Origin of the sequence: Paenibacillus sp. P2(2022) (assembly GCF_029522175.1) — a bacterium.
GTDB classification, from domain to species: Bacteria; Bacillota; Bacilli; order Paenibacillales; family Paenibacillaceae; genus Paenibacillus; species Paenibacillus polymyxa.
The window spans coordinates 146,550-162,494 of sequence record NZ_JAKWFI010000003.1; the positions used below are offsets into that span (position 1 = coordinate 146,550).

Below are 15,945 nucleotides of genomic sequence, written 5' to 3' on the forward strand. Positions count from 1 at the left end.
TGTCAATTCATGTCATCCAAATAACAAAATTCGAAAATGAAGTGAGTTTACATGCGAACCATTATGATCCACATGTAAATAGCTCCAGTTTATACCTACTATTTGTTTAAAATCTATATCAATAATTACAATTTATAATGTACCAAATTCAGACAGGCTACGTTCAGCGGATTGTATCAATCGTTTAGTAATTTCTCCACCAACGGAACCATTTTGTCTTGAAGTTAAATCGCGCCACTCTACATTTTGATTCCTTGTAAACTCCCCCAATTCTGCAGCAAATTCACTATCAGCATTCGGATGTATATGTGCATATTGAGGATTATAAATAGGTAACCCAAACTCGGCAGCAATTTCATACTTCAAATCATCTAACCTGGCACGGCTTTCGGGAATTAATCGTCTTTGACTTCTTGACGCCATCGTTTGCACCCTCCACTCAATGAATTATTTTTCATGAAGTTAGTGTGCAGTGTTTAAAGTCAACTTAGCCAAGAACAATTTGCTATCCCAAGCAGTATTTAAGAAAAAGAGTACCTTAAACAGAGATAGACACCAGTTATTGAACAGTATAACCGCCTCGTACCATAACGACTAGGCCAAACTTCTGCCCTTCTTTTACTTGAATACCTCTTCCTTCTCTAGGAAACGATAATAAATGATTTTTTTCGACAGCCTGGTTATGAACAATTTCAGTTCCAGAAGTAATATCAATAGCACCACTGGCATCCATGCTGTACACAACAGCATTTCCATTACGTAAAATAAATTCTGCCCCAGCTTTGGCAATCAGTTTCTGACCAGGCTTTACATCAACAACCTTCAAAGCCTCTGTCGTCTGCTCCACCGTTGAACTTTTAGCTGCATTAGAGGTTCCTGAAGACGTTGTATTAGAAGCAGTGGTGTTTGTTGCTGGAGCAGTCGAGTTAGATGTTTTACTACTAGTGCTGCTTGCAGTTCCCCCACCTTTGATGGCCTGAGCAATTTTTTGGTCAACATAGCTTTTGGTTACGACTGGATCATCAGCTGTTCCAGGTTGTCCAGAACTGGAGGCTCCATTAACTGAATTGTTCATCAAAGAGCCAGCCACAATTCCTCCTCCAAGTAAAACAGCAGCCAACGATACTTTATAGCGTGATTTCATGAAAACCTCCTACTGCAGTTATAACAAGTATAGGTAAGCTTAAATTATTGCGCACTTGCTCCAGCGGAACCTTGCATAGCCCATGGCTTATTGAAAGCCAGCTTCAAAGTATCAATACTTGAAACAATATCTTCCGCTTGTTGTTCAGCAGTAGTCACTTTCAAATTAGCCTCGTAAACCTGAAGCTCTGTAGCCAATCCAACATCAAATTGCTTTTTAGCCATGTCGGCCGCGCTTCTTGCACTCACCAAACCAGCTTGGATCTGTGAGTATTGGCTTTCCAATGCCTTGATATTGTTATAAATTGTTCTCACAGCTTCTTCCAACTGTCTCTTTGTACCTTCTGTAGCATACTGAGCTTTTTCAACATTAAGTTGTTCAGCTTCATAAGGGGTATTTCCTGCAGTATTGAAATTATAAAGTTTCAAGCTCAGTTCGGCCAAGTCCACTTTTTGCTCACTCAACCAAATAGCAGTACTACTAGTGAGTACTTGGCTTACTTTTGTCTCTACATTATCTTTAAATTCAGAATAGACAGGCTTATCCTTGAGTTCGTAACGTTGTTCTGGCTTGTAGCCAATCACTTGGTTCAACGACACATAAGCACTATCCAGATCTTTTTTTGCCTTTTCCAAAGCAGCTTGATTTTGGGTCACCTGATTAGTTGCTTGAGTAACCTCATAATCACTCGACATTTGATTATCTCTCTTGATTTGTGCAACTTTAAGCTTGCGCTCAGCATCTTCAATATTCAATGCAGCCAGCTTAACAGCATTTTGCTTTTGAAGGAGCTTGTTATAAAGATCTTTCACATTATATTCAATACCCTCTTTGGTCATATCTAAGTTTTTCTTAGCAGCCTCATAATTTAGATTCGTTTGAGCATAGCCTTTAAAAGCTTTATCTTGACCTTCATCACCTGCTTCAGCTGGAACAAAGTCAATATTCTTGCCAGCTTCTTTCATAATTTTACCTGTTTGGTCAATAGTCGTTTCTGCTGTTTTAACTGAGGTACTATCGGCTATAGCCAGTTTAACTGCATCAACATAGGTCAAGGAGTCATTATAGTAGGTATCATAAGTAACTTTGGTCACAGGAGCTGCGAGTGGCTTACTAGACAAGCTATTTGCGTCAGTAGTGCTACCATTAGCTTGATTGGAAATAGTAACTGTTCGTGTCCTCTGATCCCAATTTACTTTGGCGCCTAATGATTGGCTCACAAAACGTAAAGGAACGAGTACTTGCCCCTTTTGAATTTGAGTTGCTGCATCAAGCTGTACCGGATTGCTGTTTTTATAAGCAAGTTTAGAACCAATATTTAAAGTTAATGTATCGTCATTTTTAGATGCTGTTACTTTTTTGGCTTTGCTGTCCCACTCCACTTGCGCTCCCAAGCTTTCAAAAACACCACGAAGAGGCACCAAGGTTGTATTTTGACTAAATACTGGAGATTGTGTATATTGCTGAGTTACACCGTTAATAATAACCTTTATATCACCTGACTGAGCTCCTGCAAGATTGGCAAACGCAGAAGTAAGAACCAGTGTGGATAGTAATGCCGCTCCAAAACGTTTCATAATTTCTCTCCTTTGTCAATAAGACTAATAAAAGAAAAGGGCTCCAAAAGGAACCCTCTTCTCATCTAATTCAGTTAACTCAAAAGAGTTGCTCTTAAATTAGTTGTTGTTTTCAACAGTTACTGTTTTAGCAGTTGCATCATAGTTGATGGATGCATCCAGCGCTCTGCTCACCCAGAAGATAGGCAGTACAGTACGGTTTTTGTTAGTTACAGCTTTAACGTCCATACGAATCACAGAACCGTTAACAGTCAACAGGTTAGTGTTCAGTTTGATTTGAGCAACGCGGTCACCTTTAATCAGGGTAACTGTGGAAGTTGCTTTGTCAAACAGGATGTTTTGTGGGGATACACCCAAAGCTTCAGCTGCATAACGTACTGGCAAGTAAGTGCGTCCGTTTTCAGCATAAGCAGCTACATCAGCTGTTTTAGTTTCGCCGTTCACAGTGTAGGAAGTGCTTCCCAGTGTGAAGACAGCTTTAGTTTTAGTAGCACCTGGAGCTGGAGTTCCAACAGTTGCGATTGCTACTTCAGCAGCTGCAGTGTTGTTGTCTTTCCAGTTTTGAGTGTTGTCAGTTGCGCCTTTGTATGCAGTGTAAGAAACTGCGCTACCTTTCAGCTTAGCAACGATGTCGCCTTGAGCTACAGTACGGTCAACAGTCAGCTTAGGAGCAGAGATTGTGATTGTACTTGGAGTAGCAGATTCGCTGTCGATGTAGAAGCTCAGACGGCCTTTGTTACTTTCGCCGTAAGTATCAGTAGATACGCTCTTCACTTTAACGTCACCAGCTGTAACTTTTACTTCTGGAGTAGAAGCAAAACGTACGCCTGTTGGCAATTCCAAGATTACTTCACGGCTACCGTCTTTCTTAACGAAAGCTTCTTTAGCAGCTTCAGTGATTGTGATATCGCCAACTTGTTGATCGCCCAGACCGATTGTCAGGGTTGGTTTGGAAGCAGCAGCCAGAGTAACTGCTTGTTTCACAGTTGCAACCTTAACATTACCGCTCAGACCTTGGCTACCAGCAACTTCAACGTTCAGATCGCCAGAGAAACCTGGTTGCGTAGCAACTTCAACGTTTTTCAGTTTCAAAGTACCAGCGTCAGTTGTGCTGTTAACGTTTTTGAAAGTCAGTTTCAAAGTACGTTTGTCAGAGTCAGTGTAAGAAACATCTGCTCCACCCAATCCGTTAGTGTTCTCCATAGAACCGGAGAAGCTGCTTCCTGGGTTGTTGCTTTCAAAAGTAGACTGCCAACGAGCACCTTCAGGCAGACGCAATGTTACAGTACGTCCATTAACAAAAGATTTAGCAACAGTTTCTTTGATTACGATGTCACCAATTTTTTGCTCGTCATGACCAGCAAGGATCGTTGTTGGAGTAGCCACGGAAACGCCGCCACCGATTTGACCGTAGCTACCTACTACCAAGGAGCTAACGTCAGTTGTTGCATTACCAGAAATGCTAACTGTTACGTCGCCTTCTTTAGCACTAGTTTCGTCATCTACGTAGAAACCTACAGGCAATTGGAAAGATGTTTGCTGACCACTTACTTTATCCAAAGACAAAGTCAAAGTGTCGCCATCAGCAGAGTATTTTACGTTAGCTGGTTTGATGTCAGTTCCAAACAGAATAGTAGCTTCGGATTTAGGAGCAGAATCCCATTTAAAACCGCTAGGCAATTTCAACTTAATGTTGTTTTTACCCAAAGAACCAGCTGTTTCTTCTTTAACTTTCAAAGTTGCAGTGAAGTTTTCTTCACTGGAAACAGTGTCAGCAGCGGACAAAGAGATTTGACCAGAAGAAACAACGTTACCAATTACTGCTTCACCACTAGTCAAGCCGCTTGCAGATGCTGCATCAATAGCAACTTTGATAGGGCCATTTGCAGGTCCAGTAACATCAACTTTACCAAAGTTCAGGTAAAGAGTAGCGTCATCTGCAGAGTTGCTGAAATTCAATTGTACTCTTGCAGAATTGTCAGTCAGTTTAGTAACTTCTACTGCATTAGCATCGTTATATCCAGTGGAATCAGCGTTTTTAGCAAGGTTGTTATCACCTGCATCCAGATACACACCCAAACCATAAGTAGCGTCAGTAGCACTGTTTACGCGACCAACACCGTTTCCAGCGCCGGAGAATTCAAAGCCTTTTGGCAATGTTACTGTGAAAGATGCACCAGCAGCGATGGAAGCTTGAGTAATAACCATTCTTGTTCTACCCAAAGTAGCGTCGTCTTGTGCACTGGAGCTAATGCTAGGATTGCTCAGGTTTGTGTAGCTAGAAGCTGCATGGATAGCAGTTGGTGCAGTCAATGCTGCGATTGGAGCTGCAACACCAGCAACCAATGTTGCTGTTGCCAGCACGTTGATCATTTTTTTGTTAAACTTTGTCATAACCTTTTTTTCTCCTCCTTGAATATAAACAGAAATATTATTTTTGTCTTTTTGTCGGATCTTGTCACTCATCAGTCGTTACACCTCCTTTCCGAGCTTTATGAGAACCCTTATAAAATGATATCTGTGACAATATCACAGAAGCTTGGAATCTAGTTGAAAGAAAGCGTCCATTTATGACGTACTCCAGTATTATACAATGTGATAACAATGCAGTAAAGATTTTTTTTAGCGAATTTTGTCTTTACGCTTTTGTACCCCTTTGTTTCATACTCACCCAATTAGACGTAGCATGGGTCTAAAAAGTTGCGTCTGTTTCAAAAAAAATTTTATTTTTTTGATTATGTATTCCGCTTTCCACAGTCATAATTATACTATTGAACCTGTTCCTCCGTCATCCTACAACTTTTACCTTCTCAACCTTAAATGTACAAGGGTAATTTATGTACATTAATCAGGTCTTTAATGGAGTATATTCGTAACGAATAATCCATAGAATACATAAAGTACATAAAGACTATAGATTCCTTAGAAATCTAATACTCTAATACACTTTAAATAGTAGAAATGACGGGGAACAGTAATATAATGTAAATATAACAAAACAAATTATTTTACTACATTAATCTTCGCGCCATCAGAAAGCAAACTTACACCCTTAACGACAACATTTTGTCCCTCAGTAAGCCCCTTGGTTATCTCAACCTGTTTGGCACTTTCCTGGCCTGTCTGCACTTCTACACGCTTAGCAACAGAACCCTCCACTACATATGCATACTTCTTACCTGCCTGCTCCGTAATGGCGTCCTGCGATACTAAAATGTTTTTAGGAGCCTCTGTCTTCATATATACAGTTACAACCATCCCTGATTTTAATTCGCCAGAACCATTAGGAACCGAAATCTCGACAGGATATGCCTTAAGGTCATTATCCATTACCGGATTGACGGCCGACACTCTGGCTTCAATGCGCTTGTCTAACGAGTCCACACCTACAGTTACAGATGAACCCACCTGCATCTTCAGAAGCTCTGATTCAGAAACGTTGACCTTAGCAATGATAGGATTGGTATTCGCAATTGTAACAACTGCAGATTGCGCACTAACCATTTGCCCTTGGACTCCTGTTACTACCGATATCGTGCCGGAAATCGGAGCTTTGACTACAGCATCCACCAGTTGACTACGCGCTGTATCTAAGCTTGCTTTGGCTTGATTTAGAGAAGCGCGGGCTACATCTATGCCTGTTTTCTGTTGTGCAAGACGTAATGATTTCAGAGCATTATTATATGTTGTTTGTGCACTTTCCTTGGATGTTTGTGCATTGTGAAGTGCAATCTGTGCATTTTCCACCGCAGTTTGAGCCTTTCGGTACGCTATTTGGGACTGCTCTAACTCGGATTGAGATAGAGCGCCCGCACTAAACAACTGTTGGTTGCGGTTAAGCGTATTTTGTGCATCACGTACGGAATTTTGAGCATCAACCAGGCTGGTCTGAGCTTGAGTAATGGAATTGTCTTGCTGTACAAGCGCACTTTTGGCTTGATCCACACTGGACTCTGACTGTTGCACAGATTGCTCTGCGCCTGACTCAGCCTGTTTTAAATTGGCCAAGGCAACCTGATATGATTCCTGGGATTGCTTAATCGAGTCCCGTATATCCTTTTGATCTATAGTAAACAATGTGTCGCCTTTGCTTACCTTTTGCCCCACTGTAAGGTTAATACCTTGAATCTTACCACTAATTTTTGGAGATACTTGAGCCGTCTCCTTGGGAGCAAAGCTTCCAATAATACCTGTTGAGTCGTTAATACTACCTTTGGCCACTTTGGCTACTTGAACCGGAATAGCTTGCTGCGCGGCAGTTGGAGCGGCAGGGGCCTCACCCCCACCGCAACCCGCTAATGCAACTGATAAAAGCAAAGTTGTAGCAATCAGAGCACTTTTTTTATTCATTATGTTTCTCCACCTCACCTTATATATGAACACTTTTTTGTAGTTTCGCTTCTTTTTTCAGTTGTCTCTTTGCCTGTCTTTTCAATTTCCGATTTTTACGTTTTTGTATCATATTATCTAGGATTACGTAGACTACCGGAATAAGAATCAATGTAATAATAGCAGCGAAGGACAACCCGAATACAACAACTACTGCCATCGGTGCTTGTGTTTCGTTACCACTGCCTGTAGCAAATGCCATTGGAAGCAATGCTAGTACAGTTGCCAGCGTCGTCATCAAAATTGGACGTAACCGTTCAGACGCTCCATGAATAATGGCTTCATCTCGATCTTCGCCTTCTTTTCGAAGCTGAATTATAAAGTCAATCATAACAATCGCATTGTTGACGACCAAACCGACGAGCATGATATAACCGGTAAATGCTGATACGCTGAGGCTTGCTCCCGTTACAGCTAAACCGATAAGCACACCAATTACCGTAGGTGGAACTGAGAACATAATAACAAATGGTGTAAGCAACGATTCAAACTGTCCAGCCATAACCATATAAATCAGCACGACTGACAGCAAAATAGCTATCGCTAAGTTCATAAAAGATTCCATCATTTGTTCATTTTGTCCGCCACCCGTATCTGCACTATAGCCTTCTGGGAAGTGAGTACTTTTCAAAAGAGCATCTATTTTTTGATTAATGGTAAGAATATCCCCTGTTCCGTCGATATCAGCTGTAATCTGTACTTGACGGGTTTGGTTTTCACGAGTAACAGTATCGGGTACACTCCGTTTATCAATACTTGTTACTGATGATAAAGGAACATCAATCCCCTGCGAGGTGGTAATACGCAAGGCTTGTAGAGATGACAGATCATGGCGGCTTTGCTCTGGCAATGATATCTTCACATCAATCTGATCATCACCCGTACGATAGCTTGTGGCGGCTGATCCATTAAATGAAGTATTAACTGCAGATAAGATTTGAGTTGCTGACAAGCCATATCGACTAGCAAGCTCCCGATTAACGGTAATTTCATATTCTTCACGAACTGCACTCAAGCTACTTTTGACATTAACGGTACCCGGTATTTTTTTCACATCCGCAACGAGATTGTCCGAGAGTTCACGCAGGACGTCCATATCGTCACCTTTTAAATTAATGTTAACAGCCTTTCCACTCGAAAGACCTGTTGCAGATGCTAGTGTAATCTCTGCATCTGGAATACTATCAAATTTCTTACGAAGGCCTTCAACTACAGCGTCTGTTGGCTGATGCCCATCCTTCAGCGTTACATTTATATCTGCCGAGTTGGATGGGGCTGCACCTGAAAAGCCTGAGTTGCCACCAGAACCAACCGTGACTGTCATTTTATCCAGATCAGGAACTTTCAAAATTTCTTTTTCTATACCTTGAACTACCTTTTCCGTTTCTTCCAAGACTGTTCCATTCGGAAGTTTCACATTAATCGAAAATTCACCAGTATCGGACTCAGGGATAAATTCAGCCTTAACCAAAGGAACCAAAGCACCTGCCGCCACAAACATTAATAAAGTAATGATTAACACAGATTTTCTGTGGTTAATTCCCCACTTCAGTACACGTCGATAGCCACCCTTAAATTTCTCAAATCCGATATTAAACCACACAATAGGGTTAATACCTTTATAAGTACCTGAAGAGTAAATGGATTCATCTGGTATGGTAGGTAACCAACGCGAGCTAAGCATCGGCACAATTAGAAGGGATACCAGCAAAGCAGCGATGTGAGAGAAAATTACAGTTAACGCCAACGGTTTAAATAGAACCCCTGCAATTCCATCAACAAAAACAACTGGTAAAAATACTACAATCTGTGCAAGTGCAGATGCCATAACCGCATTACCCACTTGCTTGGAGCCGTCAATAGCTCCTTGTAGCATACTTTTGCCTTCATGTCGCTGCCTAAAAATATTCTCAATAATAACAACGGCAAAGTCGACGAAGGATCCTAATCCCAAAAGCAAACCGCTCAATGAAATAACATTAATGGTTTGTCCGGTGAAATACATCATCATAAACGTTGCTACGAAGGAAATTGGAATAACGATCGCAGCAATAATAGTAGAACGTATACTGTTCAAAAATAATAGCAGTACAATGGCTGCGATAATAAGCCCCAATATAGCATGCTCTATTAGCGAGTGTACGGAGTCTCTAATAGGCTTAGAAGCATCTGTTACCATTTCCAATTGAGTTCCCGCAGGTAACTCTTTCCGTATTGAATCTAAACTCTCCTTCACTGAATTGGCGATTGAAAGAGTATTTCCACCTGTAGCCTTAGTAACAGAAATATTAATACTTGGCTTTCCATTAAAGGTAGAAATAATAGTAACATCTTCGGTGGAGTCTTCAACAGTCGCAATATCCTTTAATTTCACGCTTCCCTTACCTACAGGGATTGGCGTTTCACCCATTTCCGAAACAGCCTGATATTCACCTTGTACCCGAAGCTGAATTTGTGTATTACCACGATATACAGAACCAGCAGACCCAGCAATGTTATTAGCCGATAGCGCTTGGCTGATTTGGTCCAGAGTAATACCATAGCTTTGTAGCTTGGCCTGATCTACAGTGATCTTTACGAGTCGTTCTTGGCCGCCTGACATGTTGGCTGCGGCTACTCCCGCAATTCTTTCAAGTCGCGGCTCAATAATATCTTCAGCAATAGGCTTCAGCTTGTTAATATCCTGGTCCCCTGTAAAAGCGAGGGTTATAACTGGTGTTGCGTTAAGATCCAATTTAAGTACGCGTGGCGAATTTGCCGCCTTAGGAAGAGAGCCTCTAACCCCATCGATTTTATCTCGCATATCGAGGGTTGCCTGATTTATATCTACTCCCCAGTTAAATTGAATCATGACCATAGATGTTCCTTCTGAGGACTCGGACATGATCGTATCCACATTCTCAATAGAAGCCAGATTTTTCTCAATAGGTTTAGTAACCAATTCCTCAACTTCTGTAGGTGTTGCATTTGGAATACTGGTCACCACTGCAGCATATGGCAGCTTCATATCCGGCATCTGCTCTACAGGAAGCCTTAACGCAAAAATACCGCCCCCGATTAACAAAGCAATAATTAACATAAATACTGTTACAGGACGGCGTATTGAAAACTGAGACATCTCATCACTCCCCACTCACTTCTCTATGTAATATTTAAGCACACACATCCTCTACTACGATGAAATAGGCGTAAAGTTTCAGATAAATGCGCAAAAAAAACATATATAAAAATAATAAACACATTTTGAGATAAATCCTTAAAAAAAAGCAATTTATTACAGTCGTTTAAGGCAAATCAAAAATAAAAAAAACGCCGTAATGCTTATCCAAAGTATTCATCTCACTGATATTATGGCACAGGCCCGTAATTCCAGTCAAATAGCTGATTTATAAAAAACATCCCTCTCATGTATATGAAAGGGAATTTCCATTTCGCATGGAGGGATGTTTAATAATTTCAGGTTTTTGATTGATTAAATTTTTGGAAGCAGTTTTTTATCAGCCATAACTTTAGCCACAATAATCGCTGCATCTCCGCGCAAGGTCAAGGATGTAGGGTTAAACATATAACCTTTTTTCGGATCACTTGCATCTACAGGAGACCCTGTGATAAAGCCTTTCTTGGCGATAGCCAATACAGATGCTTGCGCATAGTAATCGATCTTGTCCGCATCTTTAAAGGTTTTAGACAGATTTTTCATGATCTTGTCATGATCTGTTTCCAGCTTCAAATTCAATGCCTTGGCGATAATGACCGCTGCATCTTGACGTGTGATTACATCTTCCGGCATAAAGATTCTTGGTTGCGAACCTTTGACAATACCGGCACGTGCAGCTGTTTCAATATAACGATAATCGTAGAGCGCATCTGCGGATATCGTATTTGGAATAGACACGTCGTCGAAATGCTTCGCTCCGCTGAAATTAAGCGGAATTTGCAGACCTTTGACAATCATCGACGTGAATTCGCCTCTTTTAATGTAGCTGTCAGGTCCAAAGCTATTGATTGGATCCATCGGGTTCATAACACCTTTAGCCAAGATCGCTTCGATGTAATCTCTGGCGTACTTGTGCTTAATGACATCACTATATGTTTCTCCAACCTTAGCAACTACATAATAGCCAAAACGATCAAACGGTACTTTAATGGTATGTTTCTTCGGATCCACCACACCACCAATGTTCTGCCAATCCTTCAAATCAGGATCAAAAAAGAACACCGTCATTTGTTTCCCTGCATCCTGAGCAATACTGCTATCGTACGTCAGCGTCAATGTAGCACGCTTGGAAGGCACTAGCTCGTTAGACGGGTCACGCCAGTAGAAGTTTTTGATTTTGCTGCTGTCATTTTGCGATTTGTTAGCCAATTGATATGGATCAGCACCATATGTTACCGGATCGTAAGCATCTGTTTTGATATCATCAGCTGTACCTGGGTCAATCCAGAATACTGGACTGGACTTGGTAAAACGACTTGGGAAATCTCTGTTGAAGTATCTACTTCCATCAGCAATCAAACTCTGCATGTCGGACAATGCTTTTTCAGTTTCAAATTCATGACGGTCTACCACGCCATCTTCGCTATTCGCGATCGCAAAGTACAAAGTATGACCAGAGAAAACCTGGTTTTTGAATTGCTGTGGTTGATCGTAATCCCGACGGATCAGGCTCGTTCCCTTCGCGAAAGCAAGTGTAAGATTACCATCAAACACTTTGTGCGATGTTTTCATCGCTTCCATGTACTGCTCACCAGGAATATTAGTAGGCACATACTTAACAGTGATGGTCTGTTTTAATTTTTCCTTCCCCACTGTAACCACTACATCAATTTTATTATCTTTGTTGGCTTTTAGACCTGTAACGATGGCTTTATAAGTTGATGGGTAATCCACAGTACCATCATAATCAGAGTCGAATCCTTCTTGAACTGCTGTTTCCTTACCTACTGTAACACTATCTGCATTACCTGCATTTACAACAACTTGCACAAAGTTTTGATTTACGATCCGTTTTTCAGGAAGCGGACGCAAGATATCAAAAGATGTGGATTGACCAGATACTTGCAGTCGGAAAGTAGCAAACGGTCCGCTCTTGCCACTATTGTACAAGGTAATGTTATAAGCTACTGGCGTTCCATCTTGCGAAATAGTTTGGTTTTTCAATACAAAGCTGAAATACTTTTTGTCCGGATGGTAGTATACGAGCAGGTCTTTCAAATCTTTGCTTGTAAACTTATCCGTAGTAGCACCAGAGTTGTATGCCGTTTTGGCATCTTCTGCTGAGAAGAACTCGTTATTCAGCGTCCAGTTAACCTCACTGTCATCTGATCCCTTAATTTCTAAAATGTATTGATCTTTATTGGCAATATCACTTAATGAACCACTTACCTGATCCGCTTTACCCAAATCAGCAATACTGAAGGTACCAAAGATATTGATATTTTTCAGAGATGTTTTGTAGTTAGTGTCATCTACTTTAGTGAAATTTGCATCTTTTGCTTTCGGTGCAATTTCGCTATACTTCGGCGTATTGCTCAGGCCGCTAACGGGTGTAAAAGGAATAATTCCTTGTGTGTTTGGAGCAGGAATTACTGGAATATTCGTTTGTGTAAAGTTTACTTTTACCGTATTGCTATACTCGATACCTGGCTTGAACACAAACTTGATTTCATTATTTCCGTTTGCCAGTGCGTTTGCAGCCGCTGTTTCGGAGGAAGCAGCCAGCTTAAAGTTCGCTCCTGAGCCTTCAAGGTCAACTAATACGTTGTTCACATACAAAAATACGTTTCGGTTACTGCCAGTGTAGTGAATATCAGCTGCATTACTTACATCCAGCAATTTACCTTTAAAATAACCCAACTGATTCAGTTTATACGTATTTAAGTTTGCACTCGATGTATTCAACGGAATTTGTTGACCATCATAAATCGTATCGTATTTCATGAATGGACCCTGCAATAAGTTTACAGTTGCCTTAATCAATTTGCTTGAATCACCATTCAGGTAGAAATTCAGGACGTTTTGTCCTTCTTTAGGCAAAGTATCTACATAAGCAACAACTTTCTTCACTTGTGTTGACTTACCATTGATTGTCCGAATCACATCTTGGGAGCCCACGGTATGGACGGTTACACCAGAAAGCTCGCTAATTGAACTAGGTGTACCATTAACAATGATAAACTCCATACCTACAGGTACAGATGGAGCATCTGTAGTCTTGTTCTTCATAGAACTTCCTGTTAATTTCATAGCTTCATCTATGGCAGCAGCTTGATCAGACCCGCTACCATTAATTCTACTTAACAGCTGATTATTAAAATCAGGGAGAAAGTTCACGTCGTCAATATAAGGCTGAGTGCTACTGCGCAATGTAAATTGAACCGCAGATGCATTGGAGCTTGTTCCATCTGCAAACCCTACACTCAGGGATGCACGAATCAAGTGGTCAGTTACGATACCATCAGGCACAGTTACCTGGAACGGATATACTTTGTAACCACTAGATGTAACCACATTCGCTGTATCAATCGTAGCATCAATTCCATTGGTATCCCCAATGGCGCTACCGTTATTGCTTACATCCGTAAATCTGGCATTAATTTTGCTCACTACTGGATCAGTTGCTCCGGAAGGAACCAGAACATTACCTTTCAAAACCACACCGCTTGTAGACGATACGGTAAAGTCAGGCGAAGTCGTCAGATCAGCAGACACATTGCCGTCCTTATTCAAGGTCAAATCAGAAAATTCAGGTTTACCGGTATATATCGTAATTTCACGCGTAACTGTAAGAGCCTGAGTTCCGTTATTCACTTTAATCGACACTATATTTTTACCCGGAGTGAGTACAACACTACCTGTTAATTTATAGCTAGTATAAGAGGAAACATTATACGTATTGCTACTTTTTGTAGAAGTAAGCGTTACACTGTCAGCATTAGGCGCTGTACCTTGAATGACTACCTTCACGTCATCTGTGCCGCTATTTTTTGCATCTGTCAGCACCGCCGTCTGATTCTCTAGCAACTGCTGGGTTTGGCCATTCAGCGTAGCAGACAGATCATACAGCTTAGGTCCATCCTGATACTCAATGTAAATGGAATCCTTCATTTCAGCCGAATTTTGACTGCTTTGGAATGTAATTCGGTTCAAACCAGGGAACAGTTTAATATCTGAAATTTGAATTGCAGAGCCATTGACCGTAATTCCGCCCTTTTGACTCTCATTTTTATTAACTACTGTAAGGTTTGTTCCATTTTTGGAGAGTTGGAATACACTATAAGATATAGTACTTCCATTCACTCCGTTAATCGTACCGTTAACTGTAACACGGTCGGTGTTTACCATTCTAGCCGAATCCGCATCATATTTTTCATTTGGAAAAATGAAATAAGTTCCTGTCGCAGCATGAGCCGTACCTACCAGGGCCGCCGGCACCAAGCCAATGATGAGACCAACCGTCAGCAACATGGATAGCAATCGTTTCAAATCATTGTCCTCCTTTGATTCTGTCGCACCTTGGGGTACGTAATCATTCATTACTTTTTTTATCGGTAGCAAACATACAAAAAATTAGTAAATTCTCAAAAAAGGAGGGAGTTTTTTTACAGCAAACATCAAAAAAGCCTTCAAACCCGCGGTATACCGCTAAGCTTGAAGGCTTACATTTAAATTAAAATTATAATTTCGATCGCGTCTGGGAATCTGGCTTAGCCAACAACCGAATTAGTGTGTTAAGAACAGGACGTTTGGTTTTGCCAACGAGCCCAATAACTTCTGCCCCGATCTGTAGGAAGAACATCATGATACATATCACGACAAAGGTGACCCAGTTGGCTTCATTAAGCGCAGCCGACGATTGAATCACGGCTAATATACCGAAAAATACAGCAATACCGTAGATAATCAACACCGTCTGTCTGTGGCTGAAGCCTAGTTCACGCAAGCAGTGATGCAAATGACCTTTATCCGGTGAGAATATCGGTTTTTTCTGCAACTTGCGACGAATAATAGCAAAGAATGTATCTGACAAAGGCACACCGATAATAATCAATGGCGTAATAAATGATACGATAGCAATTTGCTTGAACCCAAGCATTGAGAGCATAGCCAGAGAGAAACCTAAAAATAAGGACCCTGTATCACCCATAAATATTTTTGCAGGATGAAAGTTGAAAAACAAAAATCCGATAATACTGCCCAACAGTACAAGGCAAAGCATGGCTACCATGTAATTGCCCATTAGTAGTGACATCACAGCGATCGTTCCAATCGCAATTCCTGAGACACCTGCAGCCAGTCCATCCAGACCGTCAATCAAATTGATGGCATTGGTCACACCTACGATCCAAAAAATCGTAAGCGGAATGGAAATCCAGCTTTCTAAAGAAGAGTATGCATCTTGAAAAGGTACATTTACAAAATCCACACGAATATCAAAAGCAAACACGACCATACACGCCACGGCAATTTGAGCCAAAAATTTCAATTTCGCATTAAGATCAAGACGATCATCGAGAGCACCGATCAATGTAATCAACGTACCGCCAATCAGAAAGGCTGCAATAAAGTTAATATCCCGCGAGGACAGCATTCCGTCAGGCACAAAAGGTAACATCGCCAATAAGGACAACAGAAATGCCAAGAAAATCCCCAGACCGCCAAGACGCGGCATAATTCGGGTATGTACTTTTCGGGCATTCGGCACATCGACGGCTCCAACCTTCACAGCAAATCTCTTGACGAGCGGTGTCAGTAACAGCGCAAGTCCCAGTGCCATGATGAAACCAATAATATAGATCAATAACATTTGATCATTCGACCCCCAATTTTAAAGC

General features: G+C 41.2%; 8 protein-coding genes. All 8 read right to left on the reverse strand.

Going from position 1 to position 15,945, the window contains the following annotated elements; all coding sequences use genetic code 11:
• Positions 1-132: 132 nt before the first annotated feature.
• A complete protein-coding gene (locus MMB75_RS12405; RefSeq protein ID WP_025366000.1) occupies positions 133-423 on the reverse strand; it encodes an alpha/beta-type small acid-soluble spore protein in 291 nt (96 codons plus the stop codon).
• A gap of 136 nt (positions 424-559) precedes the next feature.
• Entirely contained in the window at positions 560-1,144 is a 585-nt protein-coding gene (locus MMB75_RS12410; RefSeq protein ID WP_045244648.1) for a hypothetical protein, read from the reverse strand.
• Positions 1,145-1,188: 44 nt separating this feature from the next.
• Positions 1,189-2,721: a stalk domain-containing protein gene (locus MMB75_RS12415; RefSeq protein ID WP_045244649.1), complete on the reverse strand. Its 1,533-nt coding sequence runs from the start codon at positions 2,719-2,721 to the stop codon at positions 1,189-1,191.
• Positions 2,722-2,820: 99 nt separating this feature from the next.
• Entirely contained in the window at positions 2,821-5,187 is a 2,367-nt protein-coding gene (locus tag MMB75_RS12420) for a copper amine oxidase N-terminal domain-containing protein (RefSeq protein WP_045244650.1), read from the reverse strand.
• Between the two features lie 537 nt (positions 5,188-5,724).
• Positions 5,725-7,071 carry an efflux RND transporter periplasmic adaptor subunit gene (locus MMB75_RS12425; protein ID WP_045244651.1) on the reverse strand — a complete coding sequence of 449 codons (1,347 nt, stop codon included), beginning with the start codon at positions 7,069-7,071 and terminating at the stop codon, positions 5,725-5,727.
• A 19-nt stretch (positions 7,072-7,090) separates the two neighbouring features.
• Positions 7,091-10,228, reverse strand: coding sequence for an efflux RND transporter permease subunit (locus MMB75_RS12430; protein ID WP_016822902.1), 3,138 nt, complete (start codon positions 10,226-10,228; stop codon positions 7,091-7,093).
• A 354-nt stretch (positions 10,229-10,582) separates the two neighbouring features.
• Complete coding sequence (locus tag MMB75_RS12435; RefSeq protein ID WP_045244652.1) at positions 10,583-14,596, reverse strand: S-layer homology domain-containing protein; 4,014 nt, start codon at positions 14,594-14,596, stop codon at positions 10,583-10,585.
• A 190-nt stretch (positions 14,597-14,786) separates the two neighbouring features.
• On the reverse strand, positions 14,787-15,917 hold the full coding sequence (locus MMB75_RS12440; RefSeq protein ID WP_016822900.1) for a glycosyltransferase family 4 protein: 1,131 nt from the start codon (positions 15,915-15,917) through the stop codon (positions 14,787-14,789).
• Between the last annotated feature and the right edge of the window lie 28 nt (positions 15,918-15,945).

Bases quoted from the DNA above. Each gene is read 5' to 3' on its own strand.
- MMB75_RS12405 (WP_025366000.1), bottom strand. From the start codon at position 423: ATGGCGTCAAGAAGTCAAAGACGATTAATTCCCGAAAGCCGTGCCAGG.
- MMB75_RS12410 (WP_045244648.1), bottom strand. From the start codon at position 1,144: ATGAAATCACGCTATAAAGTATCGTTGGCTGCTGTTTTACTTGGAGGA.
- MMB75_RS12415 (WP_045244649.1), bottom strand. From the start codon at position 2,721: ATGAAACGTTTTGGAGCGGCATTACTATCCACACTGGTTCTTACTTCT.
- MMB75_RS12420 (WP_045244650.1), bottom strand. From the start codon at position 5,187: ATGAGTGACAAGATCCGACAAAAAGACAAAAATAATATTTCTGTTTAT.
- MMB75_RS12425 (WP_045244651.1), bottom strand. From the start codon at position 7,071: ATGAATAAAAAAAGTGCTCTGATTGCTACAACTTTGCTTTTATCAGTT.
- MMB75_RS12430 (WP_016822902.1), bottom strand. From the start codon at position 10,228: ATGTCTCAGTTTTCAATACGCCGTCCTGTAACAGTATTTATGTTAATT.
- MMB75_RS12440 (WP_016822900.1), bottom strand. From the start codon at position 15,917: ATGTTATTGATCTATATTATTGGTTTCATCATGGCACTGGGACTTGCG.